The organism is Shewanella sp. NKUCC01_JLK, from assembly GCF_019345615.1.
In the GTDB taxonomy this organism is placed as follows: Bacteria; Pseudomonadota; Gammaproteobacteria; order Enterobacterales; family Shewanellaceae; genus Shewanella; species Shewanella oncorhynchi.
Genome location: NZ_JAHKRD010000002.1, coordinates 1 through 18,454 on the forward strand (window position 1 = coordinate 1; position 18,454 = coordinate 18,454).

General features: G+C 45.6%; 20 protein-coding genes. 7 read left to right on the plus strand and 13 right to left on the minus strand.

Features of this window, described 5'->3' with window-relative positions; translation table 11 throughout:
* Positions 1-106: 106 nt before the first annotated feature.
* The 3 genes from KO537_RS02295 to dnaK all read right to left on the minus strand — a co-directional run bounded on the left by KO537_RS02295 (position 107) and on the right by dnaK (position 4,241).
* On the minus strand, positions 107-301 hold the full coding sequence (locus tag KO537_RS02295) for a hypothetical protein (RefSeq protein ID WP_219233772.1): 195 nt from the start codon (positions 299-301) through the stop codon (positions 107-109).
* Between the two features lie 773 nt (positions 302-1,074).
* Complete coding sequence (gene dnaJ, locus KO537_RS02300) at positions 1,075-2,211, minus strand: molecular chaperone DnaJ (protein ID WP_113941183.1); 1,137 nt, start codon at positions 2,209-2,211, stop codon at positions 1,075-1,077.
* Positions 2,212-2,321: 110 nt separating this feature from the next.
* Positions 2,322-4,241, minus strand: a complete 1,920-nt coding sequence (gene dnaK, locus KO537_RS02305; RefSeq protein ID WP_219233773.1) for a molecular chaperone DnaK — start codon at positions 4,239-4,241, stop codon at positions 2,322-2,324.
* Positions 4,242-4,529: 288 nt separating this feature from the next.
* On the opposite strand from dnaK, the gene KO537_RS02310 reads away from it, so the two are divergent.
* The 3 genes from KO537_RS02310 (at position 4,530) to KO537_RS02320 (ending at position 6,577) form a co-directional block, all read left to right on the plus strand.
* Complete coding sequence (locus KO537_RS02310) at positions 4,530-5,450, plus strand: DMT family transporter (RefSeq protein WP_173243168.1); 921 nt, start codon at positions 4,530-4,532, stop codon at positions 5,448-5,450.
* Between the two features lie 119 nt (positions 5,451-5,569).
* Complete coding sequence (ybaK, locus tag KO537_RS02315; RefSeq protein ID WP_028759489.1) at positions 5,570-6,046, plus strand: Cys-tRNA(Pro) deacylase; 477 nt, start codon at positions 5,570-5,572, stop codon at positions 6,044-6,046.
* A 222-nt stretch (positions 6,047-6,268) separates the two neighbouring features.
* A complete protein-coding gene (locus KO537_RS02320; protein ID WP_105251653.1) occupies positions 6,269-6,577 on the plus strand; it encodes a hypothetical protein in 309 nt (102 codons plus the stop codon).
* Positions 6,578-6,681: 104 nt separating this feature from the next.
* Here the strand turns inward: KO537_RS02320 and KO537_RS02325 are convergent, their stop codons facing one another.
* From KO537_RS02325 to KO537_RS02345, 5 genes are all read right to left on the minus strand, one after another.
* The gene (locus KO537_RS02325; RefSeq protein ID WP_173497472.1) at positions 6,682-7,959 is read right to left on the minus strand and encodes a glutamate-5-semialdehyde dehydrogenase; all 1,278 of its coding nucleotides are present in this window, start codon (positions 7,957-7,959) and stop codon (positions 6,682-6,684) included.
* Between the two features lie 12 nt (positions 7,960-7,971).
* Positions 7,972-9,090: a glutamate 5-kinase gene (gene proB / locus KO537_RS02330; RefSeq protein WP_105251651.1), complete on the minus strand. Its 1,119-nt coding sequence runs from the start codon at positions 9,088-9,090 to the stop codon at positions 7,972-7,974.
* Between the two features lie 202 nt (positions 9,091-9,292).
* Positions 9,293-10,582, minus strand: a complete 1,290-nt coding sequence (locus KO537_RS02335; protein WP_131523194.1) for an NCS2 family permease — start codon at positions 10,580-10,582, stop codon at positions 9,293-9,295.
* A gap of 241 nt (positions 10,583-10,823) precedes the next feature.
* Positions 10,824-11,162, minus strand: coding sequence for a carbon starvation protein CstA (locus tag KO537_RS02340; RefSeq protein ID WP_219233774.1), 339 nt, complete (start codon positions 11,160-11,162; stop codon positions 10,824-10,826).
* A gap of 25 nt (positions 11,163-11,187) precedes the next feature.
* Positions 11,188-11,514 carry a winged helix-turn-helix domain-containing protein gene (locus KO537_RS02345; protein WP_028761704.1) on the minus strand — a complete coding sequence of 109 codons (327 nt, stop codon included), beginning with the start codon at positions 11,512-11,514 and terminating at the stop codon, positions 11,188-11,190.
* Positions 11,515-11,721: 207 nt separating this feature from the next.
* Here KO537_RS02345 and KO537_RS02350 point away from each other — a divergent pair, with 207 nt between their 5' ends.
* Both KO537_RS02350 and KO537_RS02355 read left to right on the plus strand, forming a co-directional pair.
* Positions 11,722-12,273: a DUF924 family protein gene (locus KO537_RS02350; RefSeq protein ID WP_212599365.1), complete on the plus strand. Its 552-nt coding sequence runs from the start codon at positions 11,722-11,724 to the stop codon at positions 12,271-12,273.
* Positions 12,274-12,424: 151 nt separating this feature from the next.
* Positions 12,425-13,282 (plus strand): transporter substrate-binding domain-containing protein, encoded by an 858-nt coding sequence (locus KO537_RS02355; protein ID WP_131523191.1) that lies wholly within the window; start codon positions 12,425-12,427, stop codon positions 13,280-13,282.
* Between the two features lie 15 nt (positions 13,283-13,297).
* On the opposite strand, the gene KO537_RS02360 is transcribed toward KO537_RS02355, so the two are convergent.
* The 3 genes from KO537_RS02360 to KO537_RS02370 form a co-directional block, all read right to left on the minus strand.
* The gene (locus tag KO537_RS02360; RefSeq protein ID WP_028761701.1) at positions 13,298-13,735 is read right to left on the minus strand and encodes a universal stress protein; all 438 of its coding nucleotides are present in this window, start codon (positions 13,733-13,735) and stop codon (positions 13,298-13,300) included.
* A 171-nt stretch (positions 13,736-13,906) separates the two neighbouring features.
* On the minus strand, positions 13,907-14,338 hold the full coding sequence (locus tag KO537_RS02365; protein ID WP_131523190.1) for a universal stress protein: 432 nt from the start codon (positions 14,336-14,338) through the stop codon (positions 13,907-13,909).
* Positions 14,339-14,446: 108 nt separating this feature from the next.
* On the minus strand, positions 14,447-14,830 hold the full coding sequence (locus tag KO537_RS02370) for an STAS/SEC14 domain-containing protein (RefSeq protein ID WP_028761699.1): 384 nt from the start codon (positions 14,828-14,830) through the stop codon (positions 14,447-14,449).
* 226 nt (positions 14,831-15,056) lie between these two features.
* Here KO537_RS02370 and KO537_RS02375 point away from each other — a divergent pair, with 226 nt between their 5' ends.
* Positions 15,057-16,481 (plus strand): coniferyl aldehyde dehydrogenase, encoded by a 1,425-nt coding sequence (locus KO537_RS02375; RefSeq protein WP_219233775.1) that lies wholly within the window; start codon positions 15,057-15,059, stop codon positions 16,479-16,481.
* A 17-nt stretch (positions 16,482-16,498) separates the two neighbouring features.
* Positions 16,499-17,104: a TetR/AcrR family transcriptional regulator gene (locus tag KO537_RS02380; protein ID WP_028761697.1), complete on the plus strand. Its 606-nt coding sequence runs from the start codon at positions 16,499-16,501 to the stop codon at positions 17,102-17,104.
* Between the two features lie 147 nt (positions 17,105-17,251).
* On the opposite strand, the gene KO537_RS02385 is transcribed toward KO537_RS02380, so the two are convergent.
* Together KO537_RS02385 and KO537_RS02390 are read right to left on the minus strand one after the other, a co-directional pair.
* Positions 17,252-18,058, minus strand: coding sequence for a CsgG/HfaB family protein (locus tag KO537_RS02385; protein WP_105251644.1), 807 nt, complete (start codon positions 18,056-18,058; stop codon positions 17,252-17,254).
* A complete protein-coding gene (locus tag KO537_RS02390) occupies positions 18,058-18,453 on the minus strand; it encodes a curli assembly protein CsgF (RefSeq protein ID WP_106649655.1) in 396 nt (131 codons plus the stop codon). Before KO537_RS02390 ends, KO537_RS02385 begins: the two co-directional genes overlap by 1 nt.
* Position 18,454 lies beyond the last annotated feature (1 nt).

Genomic DNA, 18,454 nt, shown 5'->3' on the forward strand with positions numbered 1-18,454 from the left:
TTACAGTGAGACCAGACCCCATCAATATAATGGTGGGTTAACGCCAAATGAGTCAGAACGTTTATATTGGAATGACTCTAAAACCGTGGCCAATTTTACTTGACCACTACATTACGCATAATAAGCCAAAAGATGATTCATCGAGTTCTGATGCAATGTCACTGGACCAACGTGCTCCTTTGTCAATATCTTCTGAAGAAACGTAAGGTGTAATACTCTGTATTACAGATGGTAGCCAGTCTCTTAGCGACTTGGCGACTTTATGACTCATTTCACCAGACCAACTTATAAATACTTTCATCGATACTCCATATATAAATAATTCTAATTACTTTACATTTACAGTGTTTAGATACACAAATGAACAATATTGAATACACTCAATTTCCCACTGTTTTTCCTCTTTGTAAACAATAATTTAAAACTAGATAGTTGTTCTTAAATCTCATTTTATATACTTTTAGATAAATGAAAGGTTATGTGAGCTTGATTTTATTATTTATTTGCTTATCAATAGCATCAATGAATACGTAATACACTATCCCCTCGGAATTGCCGCTGGGCGAACGTAAAGACCGGACATGAATAACTTTTATACCTGAACAATTTACCGATAACACCAGAATCAAAGGAATACACCATCCCCTCGGAGTTGCCGCAGGGCGAATAGACAAATTGCGTGAGTCTTGCCATGGATGGCAAGCTAGCTTTCGAGGGGAAGGGACGCCCCATCGGAAGCGTCAGCAAATTTGCCAATGAGCACAAGGGGCTTTCAACTCCGTTGGGGGCGTCATGGAGCATCCAAGGAGGATAGGACGAGCAGTCCTCCTTGGTCGGGTGTGGGGTGAAGCCCCACGACTTTGATTTTCTTTAAAAAAGAGAAACCTAAAGCTAGGTTTAAGTCACAAACAATCTCGGCTATAAAGCCAAATAGCAAAGCAGAACGATCAAACTAACATCTAGCCTTTTAAGTGGTTTTAGCATAAAACAACCATAAAAAAGCCCCGCAAGTGCTAAACACTGCGAGGCTTTATTCATCTAGTGCGCAGCTAACCTCTGCGCCACTAGACCAAGTTAGCTATTCAGATCTTGAAAGAACTTTTTCACGCCATCGAAAAAGCCCTCAGCCTTTGGGCTGTGTTTTTTCGACTCACCGGTTAAGGTGGCTTCAAATTCGCGTAACAGTTCTTTTTGACGATCGTTTAAGTTAACTGGGGTTTCCATAACCACTTTGCAGAGCAAGTCGCCTACCGCATGGCTGCGAACCGACTTGACGCCTTTGCCACGTAAACGGAACATACGGCCCGTTTGCGTTTCGGCTGGGATCTTCAGGCTGACTTTACCATCCAGTGTTGGCACTTCAATCTCACCGCCTAGGGCCGCTTTACTGAAGGATATCGGCACTTCGCAGTAAAGGTTGTTGCCATCACGGACAAAAATCGCATGCTCACGCACGCTGACCTGAACGTATAAATCCCCTGGAGGCGCGCCAAACTCACCCGCTTCGCCTTCACCCGCTAAACGAATACGGTCACCCGTATCAACGCCTGCTGGGATCTTAACCGATAAGGTTTTGCTCTTTTCAACACGGCCATCGCCATGACACTTAGTGCAAGGATCTTTGATGATCTTGCCGCGGCCATGACAGGTTGGACAAGGCTGTTGCACCGCAAAGAAACCTTGGCGCATTTGGACTTGGCCTTGACCATGACAGGTGCCACAAGTGGTTGCAGAGGTGCCTTTTTTAGCGCCGCTGCCTTCACATAGATCGCAAGTCGCCAGTGTTGGGATACGCAGTTCTTTGGTTAAGCCTTTAACGGCTTCTTCCAGTGATAACTCTAGGTTGTAACGTAAATCTGAGCCGCGGGCCGCTTGGCGTTGACCACCACCACGACGTCCACCGCCGAAAATATCGCCAAAGACATCACCGAAAATATCACCGAAATCGCCTTGACCACCACCGTAACCACCGCCACCGCGATTAGGATCCACACCCGCATGACCAAATTGGTCATAGGCCGCTTTTTTGTCGGCGTCGGTTAGGATCTCGTAGGCTTCTTTAATTTCTTTAAAGTTAGCTTCTGCGGTTTTGTCGCCTGGGTTGCGATCTGGGTGAAATTTCATGGCCAGACGTTTGTAGGCCTTTTTAATTTCACGTTCGCTGGTGTCACGACTGACACCTAATACTTCGTAATAATCTCGCTTTGACATAATCTCATGCTTCTCAGCTGGTGTTGAACAAACGGGCGTTAGGGTTGCCCCGTAACGCCCGCCTAGAAATTAACGCTTTGAAATCAATCTATTTGATTGAAAACAAGTCATTATTTCTTGTCGTCTTTCACTTCTTCGAATTCAGCATCGACAACGTCATCGGCAGCAGCGTTAGCCTGTTTGCCCGCGTCGGCATTGTCGCCGCCTTGAGCTTGAGACTTAGCTTGAGCGATTTCCATCAGCTTAGCAGATGCTTCGATCAAGTTTTGAGTTGCCTTTTCAATGGTTTCTTTGTCATTGCCTTTGCTGGCAGTGTCAACAGCGGCCATAGCAGCTTGGATTTTCTCTTTATCTTCGCTTGGCAATGCATCACCCGCTTCTTCCACTTGTTTCTTAGTCGCGTGGACTAAGCCGTCAGCTTGGTTGCGTGCTTGCACTAACTCTTCAAACTTCTTGTCTTCATCTGCGTGAGCTTCGGCATCACGTACCATTTGTGCCACTTCTTCTTCGCTTAAGCCAGAAGAGGCTTTGATGGTGATGTTTTGTTTCTTGCCGGTTTTCTTGTCTGTCGCAGACACATGCAGAATACCGTCGGCATCGATGTCGAACATCACTTCAATTTGTGGCTGGCCACGTGGAGCTGGCTCAATACCGTCTAAGTTGAACTGGCCTAATGACTTGTTCGCGCTCGCTTGCTTACGCTCACCTTGCAGTACGTGAATCGTCACTGCGTTTTGGTTGTCATCGGCTGTTGAGAACACTTGCTGCGCCTTAGTAGGAATAGTGGTGTTCTTTTCAATCAACTTAGTCATCACGCTGCCCATGGTTTCGATACCAAGAGACAGTGGTGTTACGTCTAACAGTAATACGTCTTTCACGTCGCCTGACAGTACGCCCGCTTGAATTGCAGCACCTACGGCTACCGCTTCGTCTGGGTTCACGTCTTTACGAGGTTCTTTGCCGAAGAAGTTTGTCACTGCTTCTTGAACCTTAGGCATACGTGTTTGACCACCCACTAGAATCACTTCGTTGATGTCTGTTACAGATAAATCTGCATCAGCCAGGGCAACTTTTAGTGGCTCTAATGTACGGATAATCAAGTCTTCAACCAGCGATTCCAATTTAGCACGAGTGATTTTAATCACTAAATGCTTAGGACCTGTTGCGTCTGCCGTGATGTATGGCAGGTTCACTTCAGTGTGGTTGGTGCTTGAAAGTTCAATTTTCGCTTTTTCTGCTGCTTCTTTCAGACGTTGCATTGCTAATGGATCTTTACGCAGATCTAAGCCTTGCTCTTTCTTGAATTCGTCAGCTAAGTAGTTGATCAAACGGTTGTCAAAGTCTTCACCACCTAAGTGGGTGTCACCGTTGGTTGCCAACACTTCAAATGTTTGGTCGCCATCGTTGCTGTCGATTTCGATGATAGAGATATCGAATGTACCACCACCTAAATCGTATACTGCAACAATGTTGTCGCCTTGTTTCTTATCGATACCGTAGGCTAATGCTGCAGCCGTTGGTTCGTTGATAATACGTTTAACATCAAGACCTGCGATACGACCCGCATCTTTAGTCGCTTGACGTTGTGAATCGTTAAAGTAAGCAGGAACAGTAATAACCGCTTCTGTTACTTCTTCACCTAAAAAGTCTTCTGCGGTTTTCTTCATCTTTTTCAAGATTTCTGCAGAAACTTGTGGTGGAGCCATCTTGTTGCCACGCGATTCAACCCATGCATCACCGTTGTCGGCTGCAATGATTTTGAATGGCATGATGTTCACGTCACGTTGGACTTCGTCATCTTTAAAGCGACGACCAATCAAACGCTTAATCGCGAAGAATGTGTTAGTCGGGTTAGTCACAGCTTGACGTTTTGCTGGCGAACCGACAATGGTTTCATCATCTGTATAAGCGATGATTGACGGGGTTGTGCGATCGCCTTCAGCGTTTTCTAACACACGTGCTTTGCCACCATCGAGGACAGCTACACAAGAGTTTGTTGTGCCTAAGTCGATACCAATAATTTTACCCATGAGGTCCTCCGAAAAATTTCATTCAATCTAAATTTGTTTAGTTGGTTTTGATATGGGGCTAGACGGTTTAAATATCAAGTCCATCGTTGGCCACCTTCTCTGCCTTGATACCTATATTGGGACAGGGAATTTAATTACAAGGGCGAACAAAAAAATTTTCTGATTTATCTTTCTCGCATCTACAGCGGGATAAAATATCCAATCACATAAAATAGTCTTGCTTATCAACCAAAGCTGTTATTCAATCTGCCCACATTTGGCGGATGTTTATCCTCGTAAGGTAGCAGAGTGAAGTCTTCGAATTTAGCGTACGTGTATGGCATGGCGGCGATCTTTCTCTGGTCGACAGTGGCCACGGCCTTTAAGATTGCCTTGAGTTACTACACACCGCTGCAACTGGTGTTTGTTGCCGTACTCACTTCGATTATTGCCCTTGCCGGAATCCTTGCTTGGCAAAAAAAGCTTTCCTTACTCAAGCAACAGTTTTTACGCCGCCCCATGTTTTATCTGGTGACTGGACTCATCAATCCCTTCCTTTACTATGTCGTGCTATTTAAAGCGTATTCCTTACTGCCAGCGCAGCAAGCGTTGTCACTTAATTACACTTGGGCGGTATTACTGCCGTTACTTGCCGCGCCTTTGTTAAAGCAACATTTGCGTAAGAGCGATATAGCTGCGGCGCTGATTGCCTATACAGGCGTGTTTATCATTGCTACCGGCGGCGATATCAGCGGCTTTAGTTTTGATAGCCCACTCGGTATCGGTCTTGCTCTCACCAGCACTTTACTCTGGTGCCTATATTGGATCGTCAACACTAAAGATCAAGGCGATCCTGTGGTCAGTTTATTATTGAGTTTTCTTATCGGCTTACCTTTTATTGCCGTCACCTTAGTGCTGACAGATACCCTGCCCAGTTTTAGTATTAAGGCGATATTTGCAGGTATGTATGTGGGCTTATTTGAGATGGGCATTACCTTCGTGCTCTGGTTAATGGCGCTGAAAACAGCCACTCGCACCGCGAACATCAGCACTATGGTGTTTTTATCCCCAGTGATGTCGATTGGTTTTATCGCGTGGATTTTGCAGGAAACGATTGCGATGGCAACCTATCTCGGCCTAGCCTTTATTTTATCGGGGATGATGTTGCAGCAACTTCTGCCCCGTTATTTAGAGCGTAAAAACAAGATAAGCACAAAGCTAGCGGAATAATCGTTGAGTAACAGCCTTAAATAATGTTAGCTCACGGCAATGAACCAATTAAAAGAGCTGGCTAACATTTTAAGCCAAGATTAAGCGCTAATATCCTCCATTTTGTGAAGGAGTATAAAATGACCCCAGCCGTCAGATTGGCGAAAAAAGCCAAGATTGCGTTTGATATCTTAGAGTACAGCCACGATCCACACTGCGCCGCCTACGGCGAAGAAGCCGCTAACACCCTAGGGCTTGAACCCGCGCAAGTATTTAAAACCCTTTTAGTTGCCATCGACAAAGCCCATGCGCCGATTGCCGTTGCGCTCGTGCCCGTCGATCATCAGCTTAATCTAAAAGCCGTAGCTAAATGCTTAAGACAAAAGAAACTACAAATGGCCGATGCCGACCTAGCACAAAAATCCTCAGGCTATCTGGTTGGCGGTATTAGTCCCTTAGCGCAAAAGAAACAATTGCCAACCTTGATTGATGCCAGCGCTCAAGGTTTCGATAGAATCTATGTCAGCGCGGGCAGACGCGGTTTAGAGATAAGCTTAGCGGCCACAGACTTAGCCCTGCTTTGCAAAGGCGAATTTGCCGATATCAAGACACTTTAAGCTAGATGCTTTAAGCTATCCAGGCCACATTAAGCACAAGTCATTCGACGTTAAGTAAGCAATTCACTTTAAGTTGTACGCGCTCATATTGGATAAATGGTAAACAAGGCTCAAACGACAACAAACTGCCAGCGTACTGAGTCTAAAGTGGAAAGCGTTTGATAAAGCCGAGATATCCGTCTATAAATTGTACTGAGGTACAAATCGACTAAGGATAGTCAGATGGAAAAATCAACCCAATGGAATCCAGAAAATAGCATCAGCCCTATCAGTTGGTGCGCCATGCTACTCTGCATCGCCTTATTTATTTATGAGCATTTCTGGGGAAACAGTTTTACCACTATGGTAGTCATGCTCTATTGCAGTTTTATGCTGCCTTCGGTTTTACTCACTCGCAGAGTACAAGAAAAGTACTTTATTTATACCTTGGAATACATCAAGGCCTTTCGTAAATTCACCGTTGTTATGTCGACGATATTTTTCTGTATCTGGTTACTTGCTACTTATACCCCGCTCACCATAAGCAGCTAAACTCGTTAGCCAAACACATTGATGTCGCTATTCAGTTGGATACCGTAAACAAAAAAGCCGTCAACGCAGTAAGTTAACGGCTTTGGGTTTATCGGTATTTACCGCTAAACACGACTGGTGTAATCACCCCAAGCTAACCACTTATATGTGGTTAATGCCTCAAGCCCCATTGGACCGCGGGCGTGCAGTTTTTGCGTGCTCACCGCCACTTCAGCGCCAAGACCAAACTGACCGCCATCGGTAAAACGCGTACTGGCATTGACATACACGGCGGCTGAGTTCACTTCATTCATAAAGTGCGCCGCTGCATGAATATCATCGGTCAAAATGGCCTCCGAATGGCCGCTAGAATACTGGCGAATATGACTAACGGCGGCATCGATATCGCTCACGACTTTGATACCTAAGGTTAACGACAGCCATTCAATACCAAAATCCTCAGACTTAGCAAGCGTCACATCGAACCCTAAACCATCCAGCAGACTAAAACTTGTGTCACAAACTGAAAAACGCACGCCTAGACGATGCAGATACTCGGCAATTTGCGGTACAAAGGTACTCGCCACGCGCTCATCCACCAGCAAGGTATCAAGAGCATTGCACACCGTTGGACGCTGCACTTTCGCATTAGCGATTACGCCTAAGGCACGCTTAAGGTCGGCATTTTTATCGACATACAAGTGGCAAATACCAATGCCGCCTAAAATCACTGGAATCGTCGCTTGCTCAGCACATAAGCGCTGCAATGCTTGACCGCCGCGCGGCACTATCATGTCGACATATTGATCGAGCTTAAGTAAACCTGTCACTAGGGCTCTGTCTGAAGAATCAATAAATTGCACCGCATCTATGGGTAAACCTTGGGCGACAATCGCGCCGCGGATCACTTCGCTGATAAGCTTATTCGATTCAAGGGTTTCTTTACCGCCACGGAGGATCACCGCATTACCCGTTTTAAGGGCAAGTACCGCGATATCGACAGTCACATTCGGGCGCGCCTCGTAGATAACCCCAATCACGCCCAGCGGTACGCGGCGACGAGTCAACCTTAAACCGTTATCTAATAACTTGCTGCCAAACTCTTCGCCCACGGGATCAGCAAGGCGGATCACATCGCTGATATCACCGATAATGCCCGCTAAACGCGCATCATCGAGCAACAGTCTGTCGATCATCGCCTCCGTTAATCCATCGTTCTTAGCGGCGGCAACGTCTTTAGCATTAGCCGCTAAAATGGCGGCGGAGTTTGCCGTCAGCGCATCGGCAATAGCTTCGAGTAAGTCAGCCTTTTGGCTCGCCGTTAAATTGGCTAAAGCATAACTGGCCTGTTTGGCATTTTGGCCAAGTTGCTGTAAATACTGATCTTGATTCATTTGACTCAAAACAGACCTCGCTTATAAGACAACCATGTCGTTGCGGTGCACTATTGCGTCACCATAATCGTAACCGAGTACAGACTCGATCTCGTCGGAATGCTTACCCGCAATCAAACTCAGGGCTTGGCCACAGTATCGTGTCATCCCTTTAGCAATCACTTTACCTTGTTGATCAACTAATTGTAGCGTCGCACCACGTTCAAACTGACCTTTAACGCCTACGATACCTTTAGACAATAGACTGCGGCCTTTGTCAGTCACGGCTTTGACCGCACCCGCATCAAGCACTAAAGAACCTTGAGTCGCAGGTCCCGCTAGAATCCACTGTTTGCGGCTTTCGAGCGGGTTTTCGATGGCACTAAAGTGAGTACCGACGGACTCTTTGGCGACCACTTTTTTGATCACATCAGGGTGATGGCCAGAGGCGATAACCACTTCGATGCCAGCACGGCGAGCAATATCCGCCGCTTCCAATTTAGTCGACATACCACCCGTGCCTAAACCCGATACAGAACCGCCCGCCAGCATACGCAAACTATCGTCAATCTTCACCACCTGTGAAATTAACTTAGCGTTCGGGTTAGTGCGTGGATCCGCATCGAATAAGCCCTTTTGATCCGTCAGTAAAATCAATAAGTCAGCATCGCATAAGAGTGCTGCGCGCGCCGATAAATTGTCGTTATCGCCCACTTTGATCTCATTGGTGGCAACGGCATCGTTTTCATTGATGATCGGCACAATATTATTCGCCAACAAGGCATTGAGCGTGTCGCGGGCGTTAAGGTAACGCTCCCTATCCTGCAAATCGGCACGGGTCAGCAGCAATTGGCCCACATGCAGCCCATAAATACTAAAGAGTTGTGCCCAAGCGAGGATCAACTGACTTTGCCCGACAGCGGCTAACAATTGCTTATTGGCCATAGTGTCGGGCAGCGTCGGGTATTGGAGATGTTCACGCCCAGCGGCAATTGCCCCTGAGGTGCATAATACGACTTCGACCCCTGACTTCATCAGTGCGGCCATTTGACGAGCAAGCTCAACCATGTGGGCTTTATCTAGCTGTTTACTGCCAGAGGTCAGCACACTCGTCCCTAACTTCACTACCACGCGGCGATACGCAATCTCACTTAAGTTCATTATTCATTTGTAACAAAATAACCGAACAATCCTTATACCTAATCCGCTGAGTAATTGGTAGCAAGGAGTTATTAACTCGAGATAAATTTTCGTTTTTGCTTAGAATCGCGCATTAAAAAGGGCCATCGATTAGATGGCCCTCAAAAAATGTAGACAATCTACGTTGCGAGTTTTTACTGTGCAGGTGAATTAATCGACAGCATCAACCATAGACAAACTTAGCTACAAACAATGCGGCTAATACTAAAATGCCCACATTAAGATCGCTAAAGCGACCTGTGAGTAATTTGATTGCTGCATATGAGATGATCCCAAAGGCAATGCCCGTCGCGATAGAAAACGTCAGCGGCATTAAAATACACACAACCACCACAGGCGCGGCTTCAGTCAAATCTTCCCATTCGACATGCACCAGCCCCGACATCATCAAAATCGCTACATAAAACAGTGTGCCCGCAGTCGCATAAGCCGGGATCATCCCCGCCAATGGCGATAAAAATAACGCAGCAATGAAGAGTAATCCCACCACAACGGCCGTTAAACCAGTACGACCACCCGCGCTCACACCCGCAGTACTTTCGATATAACTTGTCGTGGTGGAAGTGCCAAAAGCCGCCCCTGCAATCGTTGCTAAACTGTCAGCGGTTAAGGCACGATTCAGACGTGGTAAACGGCCTTTATCATCGAGAAAACCACCGCGCTGTGCAACCGCCACTAAGGTGCCAGAGGTATCGAAGAGATCCACAAATAAGAAGGCAAAAACGACTGATAGCATAGTTACTTCAAATACTTGGGATAAATCCATCTTCATAAATGTAGGTGCGATTGAAGGTGGCATTGATACAATGCCCTGATACTGCACATCACCAAACACTAATCCTAGGCCAGTGATAATCAGAATGCTGGCAATCACCGCTGACTTCATTCCCCGCTGCACCATAGCAATAATGAGGAAAAAGCCCAGCACAGCCATAACCGCCGGAAATGCCGTGATATCGCCCAGTGTCACTAGCGTAGCAGGACTTGCCACCACAATACCGGCGCTCTTAAGGCCAATCAGTGCAAGGAACAAACCAATACCTGCAGCAATACCGATACGTAACGACATGGGAATACTATTTACAATCCATTCTCGAATACGCACTAACGATAAGATTAAAAAGCAAATTCCCGACAGGAACACTGCGCCTAACGCAGTCTCCCAGCTGTAACCCATTTCACCCACGACTGTGTAGGTAAAAAAGGCATTAAGTCCCATACCTGGAGCAAGCGCAATTGGATAATTCGCCATCAACCCCATAACCAAACAGCCGACAGCCGCCGCCAAACAGGTCGCCACAAATACAGCACCATGGTCCATGCCCGCATCGGCTAACATCATTGGGTTCACAAAAATGATGTAGGCCATCGTCATAAATGTTGTCAAACCTGCGACCGCTTCCTGCTTGAGGCTCGTTTGATTTTGTTTCAGTTTGAACAGTTTTTCTAACATGGAACAAGGTTCCTTTTTATTTTAAGTATGTAGGGTATTTAGATGTGAACACTATGTAACGTGATGACATTTGCAGCCGATTATAGGGAGTTTAGGCTGGTCAGGCCAGAAAATTGGCAAAGGAGTAACGAAGAGAAAATGCTCAAATATCTATGCAAACGAATGCAATATCCTCGGGTGAGACTCGCGTTGAAGGTTAAGCATAAAAAATGAACACATGATGAACAAGATGATTCACTCGTTAGCGACCAATGCTGATTTGTAGCCATAAACAGCCCACATAAAGAGTAACAAGGATATATACAGCAGAAAGAACTAAATTCAATTTCCACAGACTCAACCAAAAACTCCCTTTAAAATATGTACGTAGCCTGACTTCTGATTTGCATAATGTTAAAGAAGAAGGTACCAATATTAACGCAGAACAGCCAAAGGTTGGTAATACCATAAAAATCATGCCTAAACCCGCAGCCCCAACAGAAGCTTCAGATGTTTGACCGTCAATAGATGCTAGCGTTATATATCCTAAAATGACGCCTGCGATGGCAAGAATAAAACCTAACAGTTGAAGAGTTCTCAAATTCGTCCTTGGTAACAAACAGCGTTTAAATTGACTTCTCGTAAAACCCTATCAGCTCAGCGATTTCGCTTAGATGGGTATCGACCCAAGCGCTGCTGATCGGCCCCCAGGTGACTATGCGGTAATAACCTGAATTGTTACGGCTGCCTTCCTGCACAAACTCGACTCGAATACCTATATCCTCAAAAGCTGCGATAGCATCCTGTAAAGTTCGGCGAGGCATTCCGGTTAACTTATTGAGTGATAATAGATTATGGCGGTCATCATCCATTAAATGCGCCAAATATAACTTACGCAGAAACGCCTTATTTTGCTTTGAAACCTGTTGGGATGCTGGCATTGAAAGTGACATAGGATGACCTGTCTGGAAACAAAAGTAATTATCATCAAAACTACTTTATATTCAGTCAATAAGGCAATAGCCAATACTAAATACTTACGGTTCGCGACAAGATCATCAGATAACAAATCTGCACTTAAATCAAACGAAACGACTTGTCATCCTCCCCCAACAACTGTTATTTCTAATATCACTCAACACCTATGAAGAAAGGCTAAAATGAGCCAGACAATCACAGCAGACCAAATACTGACATTTTGGTTTGAAGACATTGACCCAAAGCTCTGGTGGATTAAAGATGTTGAATTTGATACCCAGATCAAGCAGCGCTTCGAAGGTGTACTACTTCAAGCTAAACGGGGAGAACTTTCACATTGGCGAATCACGCCTCAAGGTCGATTGGCTGAGATAATAGTGCTCGATCAATTTTCCCGTAATATTTACCGCGATACGCCTGCCGCATTCGAAGCCGATGCGATAGCCTTAGTGCTCGCCCAAGAAGCCGTTGCCCAACGGGTCGATACAGCACTAAAATCCAAACAAGTCCCTTTTCTATTTATGCCCTATATGCACAGCGAATCGGCAGCCATTCACCAAGTAGCAGTAAAACTGTTTAATCGCGAAGCTGCGATAACAAACCTCGCGTTTGAACTGCGCCATAAAGCGATTATCGACAGGTTTGGCCGCTATCCACATAGAAATATTATCTTAGGCAGGGAGTCTACGGCGGAGGAAATTGCTTTTCTGACTGAGCCGGGCTCATCCTTTTGAGCCTGTAATAGGTTAAAGCGTTAATGTGTATTTGATAAATAAAGCCGTGCTGAGTTCACAGACACACTACACTTACTCAAGAAAGTCATGGAATGACTTGGCGAGTATCAAACACAGTTACAAGTGTATACCGCGGAGGTGTTGGTAACTTATGGCGCATAAACTCAATAAGCCAAATAGCTCAGTGGCTCGTCGTAACCGCTATAAATTAATGGGGTTACTCATCCTATGCGGCGCTCAGCTCGGCCAAGCGGCTGAAATTAAGATAGGCGTCAGCCTGTCTATCCCACCCTATGTCATCCAAGCAACAAATAGCGGGATCGAACTCGAATTACTTAACCAAGCCCTCGCAGTTAAAGGCCATACTGCTTCTATCCACTACTTACCACTGGCGCGCACTTTCCATGAACTCAGGGAAGGTAAACTCGATGGCATCATCAACATCAAAGAAGGAATGATTAACAACGTTTTTTATTCCAACGTTGCGATAACCTACCAAAACTGCGCCATCAGCCTAGAAAGCAATCAATTTAACATCAATAGCATAAACGATTTAAACAACAAACAAGTCGTCGCCTTTCAACGTGCATCATCGTTACTGGGGGAAGAGTTTGCCAACATGGTTAAGACCAATAGCGGCTACCAAGAACAAGCGAGGCAAGTGCAGCAGGTTTATATGCTGATGAAGCGCAGGGCCGATGTCGTTGTGATGGATAAAAATATTTTCAAATACTATTTAAAGCAGGCCTATCTTGAGGGCAAACTCACTGATAAAGACTTAAAACAACAGGCAATTTGCCATCAAATATTCCCACCTACAGAATACAAGTTCGCGTTTCTCAGTGAGCAAATTCGGGATGATTTTAATGCGGGACTCAAACAAATTACCCAAGATGGTAGCTTAGTAGCTCTGCAGGAAAAGTATCGACGCCTGATGTCATTTGACAATGAAGCCGAGGCGTCGACTAAGTTAACAGAACCTAAAATGATCAAAAATGATTCCTACTAAACTTATCCCATAGTGTTATTTCACCACCAACACAGGGCACTTAGCATACTTAACAATATCCTGTGTAACGTGGGGTTTTAAAAAGTCAGCTAAACCGCTGCTACCATGACTAGCGATAACCACCATGCCCACATCGACGGCTTCCGCTAAAATCTCATCAATAGCATCACCATGGCGCACGACTAACTTAATATTGAGCCCTTCGGTAAGGTTCTGCTGCATTTCCTGCTGCAAACTTTGCATTTTTGCATCAACGAAAGCTTTGAGTTCATTTTCCAATGTAGCGGGAATATCGACCGCAATACCATAACAATGAGCGCCACGGGCAGGGCTAGTCACATGCAACAACCGAATATCGACTTGATAAACATTTGCCATTTCAACCGCATATTTTAACGCATGGGCCGCAGTGGATGAAAAATCCGTAGGGCATAACACTTCTTGAGTACGCATAAGCTTATCCATCATTTGAGTTTTTAATTAAGCTAATTATTAAGGCCAAAATACCACTATTTTATAGCAGTTTGCTATGCTTCTTGCGTACCCATTTCAATTAATTATTCTTTATCAATCAAAAAGAAAGGACGCTATAAGCGTCCTTTGGATTTATTGAGTTAAAGCAAGTTACTTAACCACAAGCACAGGACAAGCTGCACCATTCGCCACCGCTTCTGAGACATTGGTGTGTAAAAAATGCGAAATCCCAGTTCGGCCATGGCTAGCAATCACTACCATGCCAATGTCTTTACTGTTGGCCTCTTCTAAAATTTGATAGACAGGATCGCCACGGCGGATCAAGGTAGTGATGGGAAGCTCAGTATTCAATCCATCCAATAGTGCTCGCATTTTAGTTGCCGCCGCTTCCTCCATGCTTTTAGCAAGCTCTTCAGGGGTAATAGATAGAATCATAAAGTTTTCATCACCGATCGGCTGTTCAACCACATGTAAGATTTTTAGCCCTACACGGTATAGATTAGCCATTTCAATGGCATAGCTCAGTGCATGGGCCGCAGTTTCCGAAAAATCTGTGGGCCAGAGTATTTGACCTGTACGCATAATTTGTACTCCTTCTATGGCGCGAATGGATTGCTGGGTGAATCTTTACGGTGCTGCTATAACGCCCGATTTAGCGCATTGGCAGACCACAAACTTCATCTCACAACCTTAGTCTCTTAGCCAAGCAACAGCATCGCCATTATCAACAAAAAACCTTACCTCAGCAGGCGTAAACCAGTTTGCCAATTTAGCCAATACTTCCTGCAAAGTCGTCTTACCGACGATGGCTATTTTCTCGAAATGACGAATATGCTTCACCCCAAGTTTGAGATCGTCCCAAGCAGCCTGTAGTTCCAAGCCTTCCAACTCGGTGACATCTACCAAGGCGAATATATCAGGATCTTTCACCCCAGCTAATGCAGACTCCAACACAGGCACCATCATTTCGTAGTCTTGATGAGTTAAGGTACCGATAGCTTTAAAGGTAACGAAAAAATCATCATCACCATAACGCTCAATACCAATCGAAATTCCGTGCTTTAACAATGCCATACATACTCCTTATGTAACAACCCTTGATTTAGTGTAAAAGCTAACGCCACAACAAGCCGTGATCTTGCTCAAAAATACACCAGATACCTTGCACCATCTCACTAAGCAAGCTAGGATAAACCGACTAATCAGTCGGTACTGATTTAATAAAAGACTCAATCGAGACGATTACTTAAATAAAGTACCGAATAAGACTCAGCCTACCATTTCCCTTGGAGCAACCACTATGAATATGGCCACCGAACACCTTAATACTTCGCCACTGACTCAGTTGCTCCAACGCCAACGCAGCAGTTATCTAGCGGCGCCGAATCCTAATTACGCTACGCGAGTGGAGCAATTAACTCGACTGAAGGCAGCCATACTGCAATTTCAAACACCCTTAGTCGAAGCCCTAAGCCAAGACTACGGCCATAGATCGATTGATGACAGCCTGATCTCAGACATTATGCCTGTCATCAACAACATCAATTACAGCTTGAAAAACCTCAAAAAATGGCTCAAACCCAGCGCTCGCCATGCGGGCATCTTACTCGCACCCGCCAAAGTCACAGTGCATTATCAACCTTTGGGGGTGATCGGTATTATCGTGCCGTGGAATTTCCCCGTCATGCTGTCAATTGGCCCGCTAGTGACGGCCATTGCCGCGGGTAATCATGCCATGCTCAAAATGTCAGAATTTACCCCAGCGACCAACCAAGTGATCAAACAGTTATTGGCACAAGTCTTCGATGAATCCCACGTGGCGGTTGTTGAAGGTGAGGCGGACATTGCTACCCAATTTTCTGCCCTGCCATTCGATCATTTACTCTTTACAGGCTCGACCACAGTCGGCCGCCATGTGATGCGCGCCGCAGCGAATAACCTCACCCCAGTAACACTCGAATTGGGTGGTAAATCCCCTGTGATTATCGCCCCCGATATGCCGCTTGAGATAGCAGTAGAACGAATGATTTACGGTAAGTGTTTGAATGCCGGACAAATCTGCGTCGCCCCTGATTATGTGCTTTGCCCTAAAGCCAAGGTGGATGACTTTATCGCCGCCTACCAAGCTAAGTTTAAATCCATGTACGGTGCAATTAATCACAATAAGGACTATGGCAGCATCATTAATACACGTCAGTTTGACCGCTTGATGACAGTGCTCGAAGACGCCAAAGCAAAAGGTGCCCGTGTTATTTCGGCGACGGACGAAGCCATAGATAGCCAACATCGTAAACTCGCAACTCAGTTGATAACTCACACCAGTGAAGACATGCTATTGATGCAAGAGGAAATCTTTGGTCCATTGTTACCGATTATTAGCTACGACACCTTAGATGAAGCGATTCAGTACATCAACCACAGAGCCAGACCCTTAGCGCTTTATGTGATGAGTTTCGATGAGCCAACTCAGCAAAAGATCCTCCAGCAGACCCATTCTGGCGGTGTGTGCATTAACGAAACCGTGTTTCATGTCGCCGCCGACGATGCGCCCTTTGGCGGAATAGGCCCGTCGGGCATGGGGCATTACCATGGAAAGGAAGGCTTTTTGACCTTCAGCCACGCTAAAACGGTACTCAGCCGTGGCCGATTCAACACAGGCAAATTTGTACACCCGCCCTACGGCACTTTTATCCAACGCATCTTAATGAAGCTATTTTTGCGCTAGTCATTGGGGGATAAATCTTGAATAAACCATCAACAACACAACCCATTAAAACCATGACTGATAAACGCCAAGCTATTCTCGATACTGCTTTAGCGCTCTTTGTCAGCCAAGGATTTCATGGCACGTCCACCGCCTCGATTGCGAAACAAGCAGGTGTAGCAACGGGCACCTTGTTCCATCACTTCCCTTCTAAGGAAGCCTTGATGGAATCTTTGTTTCTTACCATAAAACAAGAATTTGCCGATGCCTTACTATTAAACACCCATAAGGGCAGCAATCTTAAGCACAATGCCCTACAACTATGGCAAAGTGCGATAGATTGGTCGCTGGATAACCCTGTCAAACAACTGTTTTTTCAGCAATATTCAATGTCACCCATGATTGCAGCTAAGGTGCGCGATCAAGCGATGAATAGCATCTTAGGCTTTATTAGCGAACTCATTAAGCAGGGACAAATGATGGGGCTAATCGCCCATTATCCAGTGGAATTGATGCTAGAAAACTGCCACGGCCAATATCTAGCAGCAACGCGTTTCTTTATCGATAATCCGCACTTGGGGACAGATAGAACATACCGCGATGCCAGTTTTGAACTGTTTTGGAAGGCCATGCAAACGGACTAAAATAGCCAAATATCAACTGACTGCTGCAATAACTGCAATAAAAAACCGAGTCAGCTTAACTGGCTCGGTTTTCTTTTTCGCTATCGCGACTAAGTGCTAAAGCAGAAGCCTGCTTTGCTCTAGCATCTAATACCGACTTTCAGGCACCTAGCCCTGACTCAACTCCTGGGCTTTTTCTGCTGGCTGCGCCACTTGAGTTGGGCTCCAGTAACCTTGTTTGATGCCCTTATCAATCAGCTCAGCGACCGCCAATTCAATGGCTTGTAATACGCAAAATTGCACTGGCTCATTGGTAGTAAAACCGACTTCAGCCTCAGCGAGTCGATTTAAACTCGTGTAACGGAACAAGCCCGCACGCATTTCTTGGGATAAAACACGTTTGCTGGTTGAGACCGACATCATGACTTTACCTGTGTGTACATCCACGGCGCGTAGATAAATGGTCACCAGATCTTCACGGTACATTTCAGAGGCGCCAATACCGTAGTATTCGACACCGCTACCACCAGTGCTAGTGTTGGTCTCATAACTAATCACCCCACCTTCGAGTAACAATCTGGCGGTGGATAATACGGGCACTTCATCGCCCTTAGTACCGCTCTGTTTGTTGCTGATCTTACGCTCGGTAAGCAAATTTTGTAGCCCTTCACGCTCAACGGGTGTAAACCATTTTGAGTCGAGCAAAGTCTGCATCAACATCGATGTTGCGCCCTGAGTAACCGCGGTCGAAAACGAACTCACGTTAGCCTGCGGCTTATATTGGCCAGTTTGATCGCGAAAGGAATACACGGCCACAGGGATAGGAAACTTAGGTCCTGGTTGAGTTTGCAGCCCACGCATCACCTCACTCAAGGGGTTAACCTCGGCAGCCGTGATATTTAAATCGGGTTTGGAGATCAGGCTACAGGCCGACACACTTAGCAGTAATAAACTCACTAACACTAGACGGGCCATTAGTTGACTCCTCCAAATGTCGGCATTTCAATCACAGTGACTTCACCGGTTTCAGTATTAGTAATAGTTAGCATCACGCCATTTCCCGTTGAAGCCACTTCAATCCGAAAATCACCTGTATCGTAAACACCATCGGTAATTTCACCATCAGCAACACCGCGGGTGATTGAGTTAATGATATTACGCTCTAGGGATTCTTTAAAACGGGTGACAAAGTCCTTCTCGGTCGAGGTAGATTTATTGTCATTCTGGGCTTGGGCTTTATTTAATAAGAAAGCCCCATTTTGTGGATTGCCGCCAAAACTGGGATTCACTGGCGTATAAATCAATTCAGTGGCTTGGCCACTGCTTGCCACACATAGCGTGACAAGAGCAAGTAACGTCCTGTATGTCATT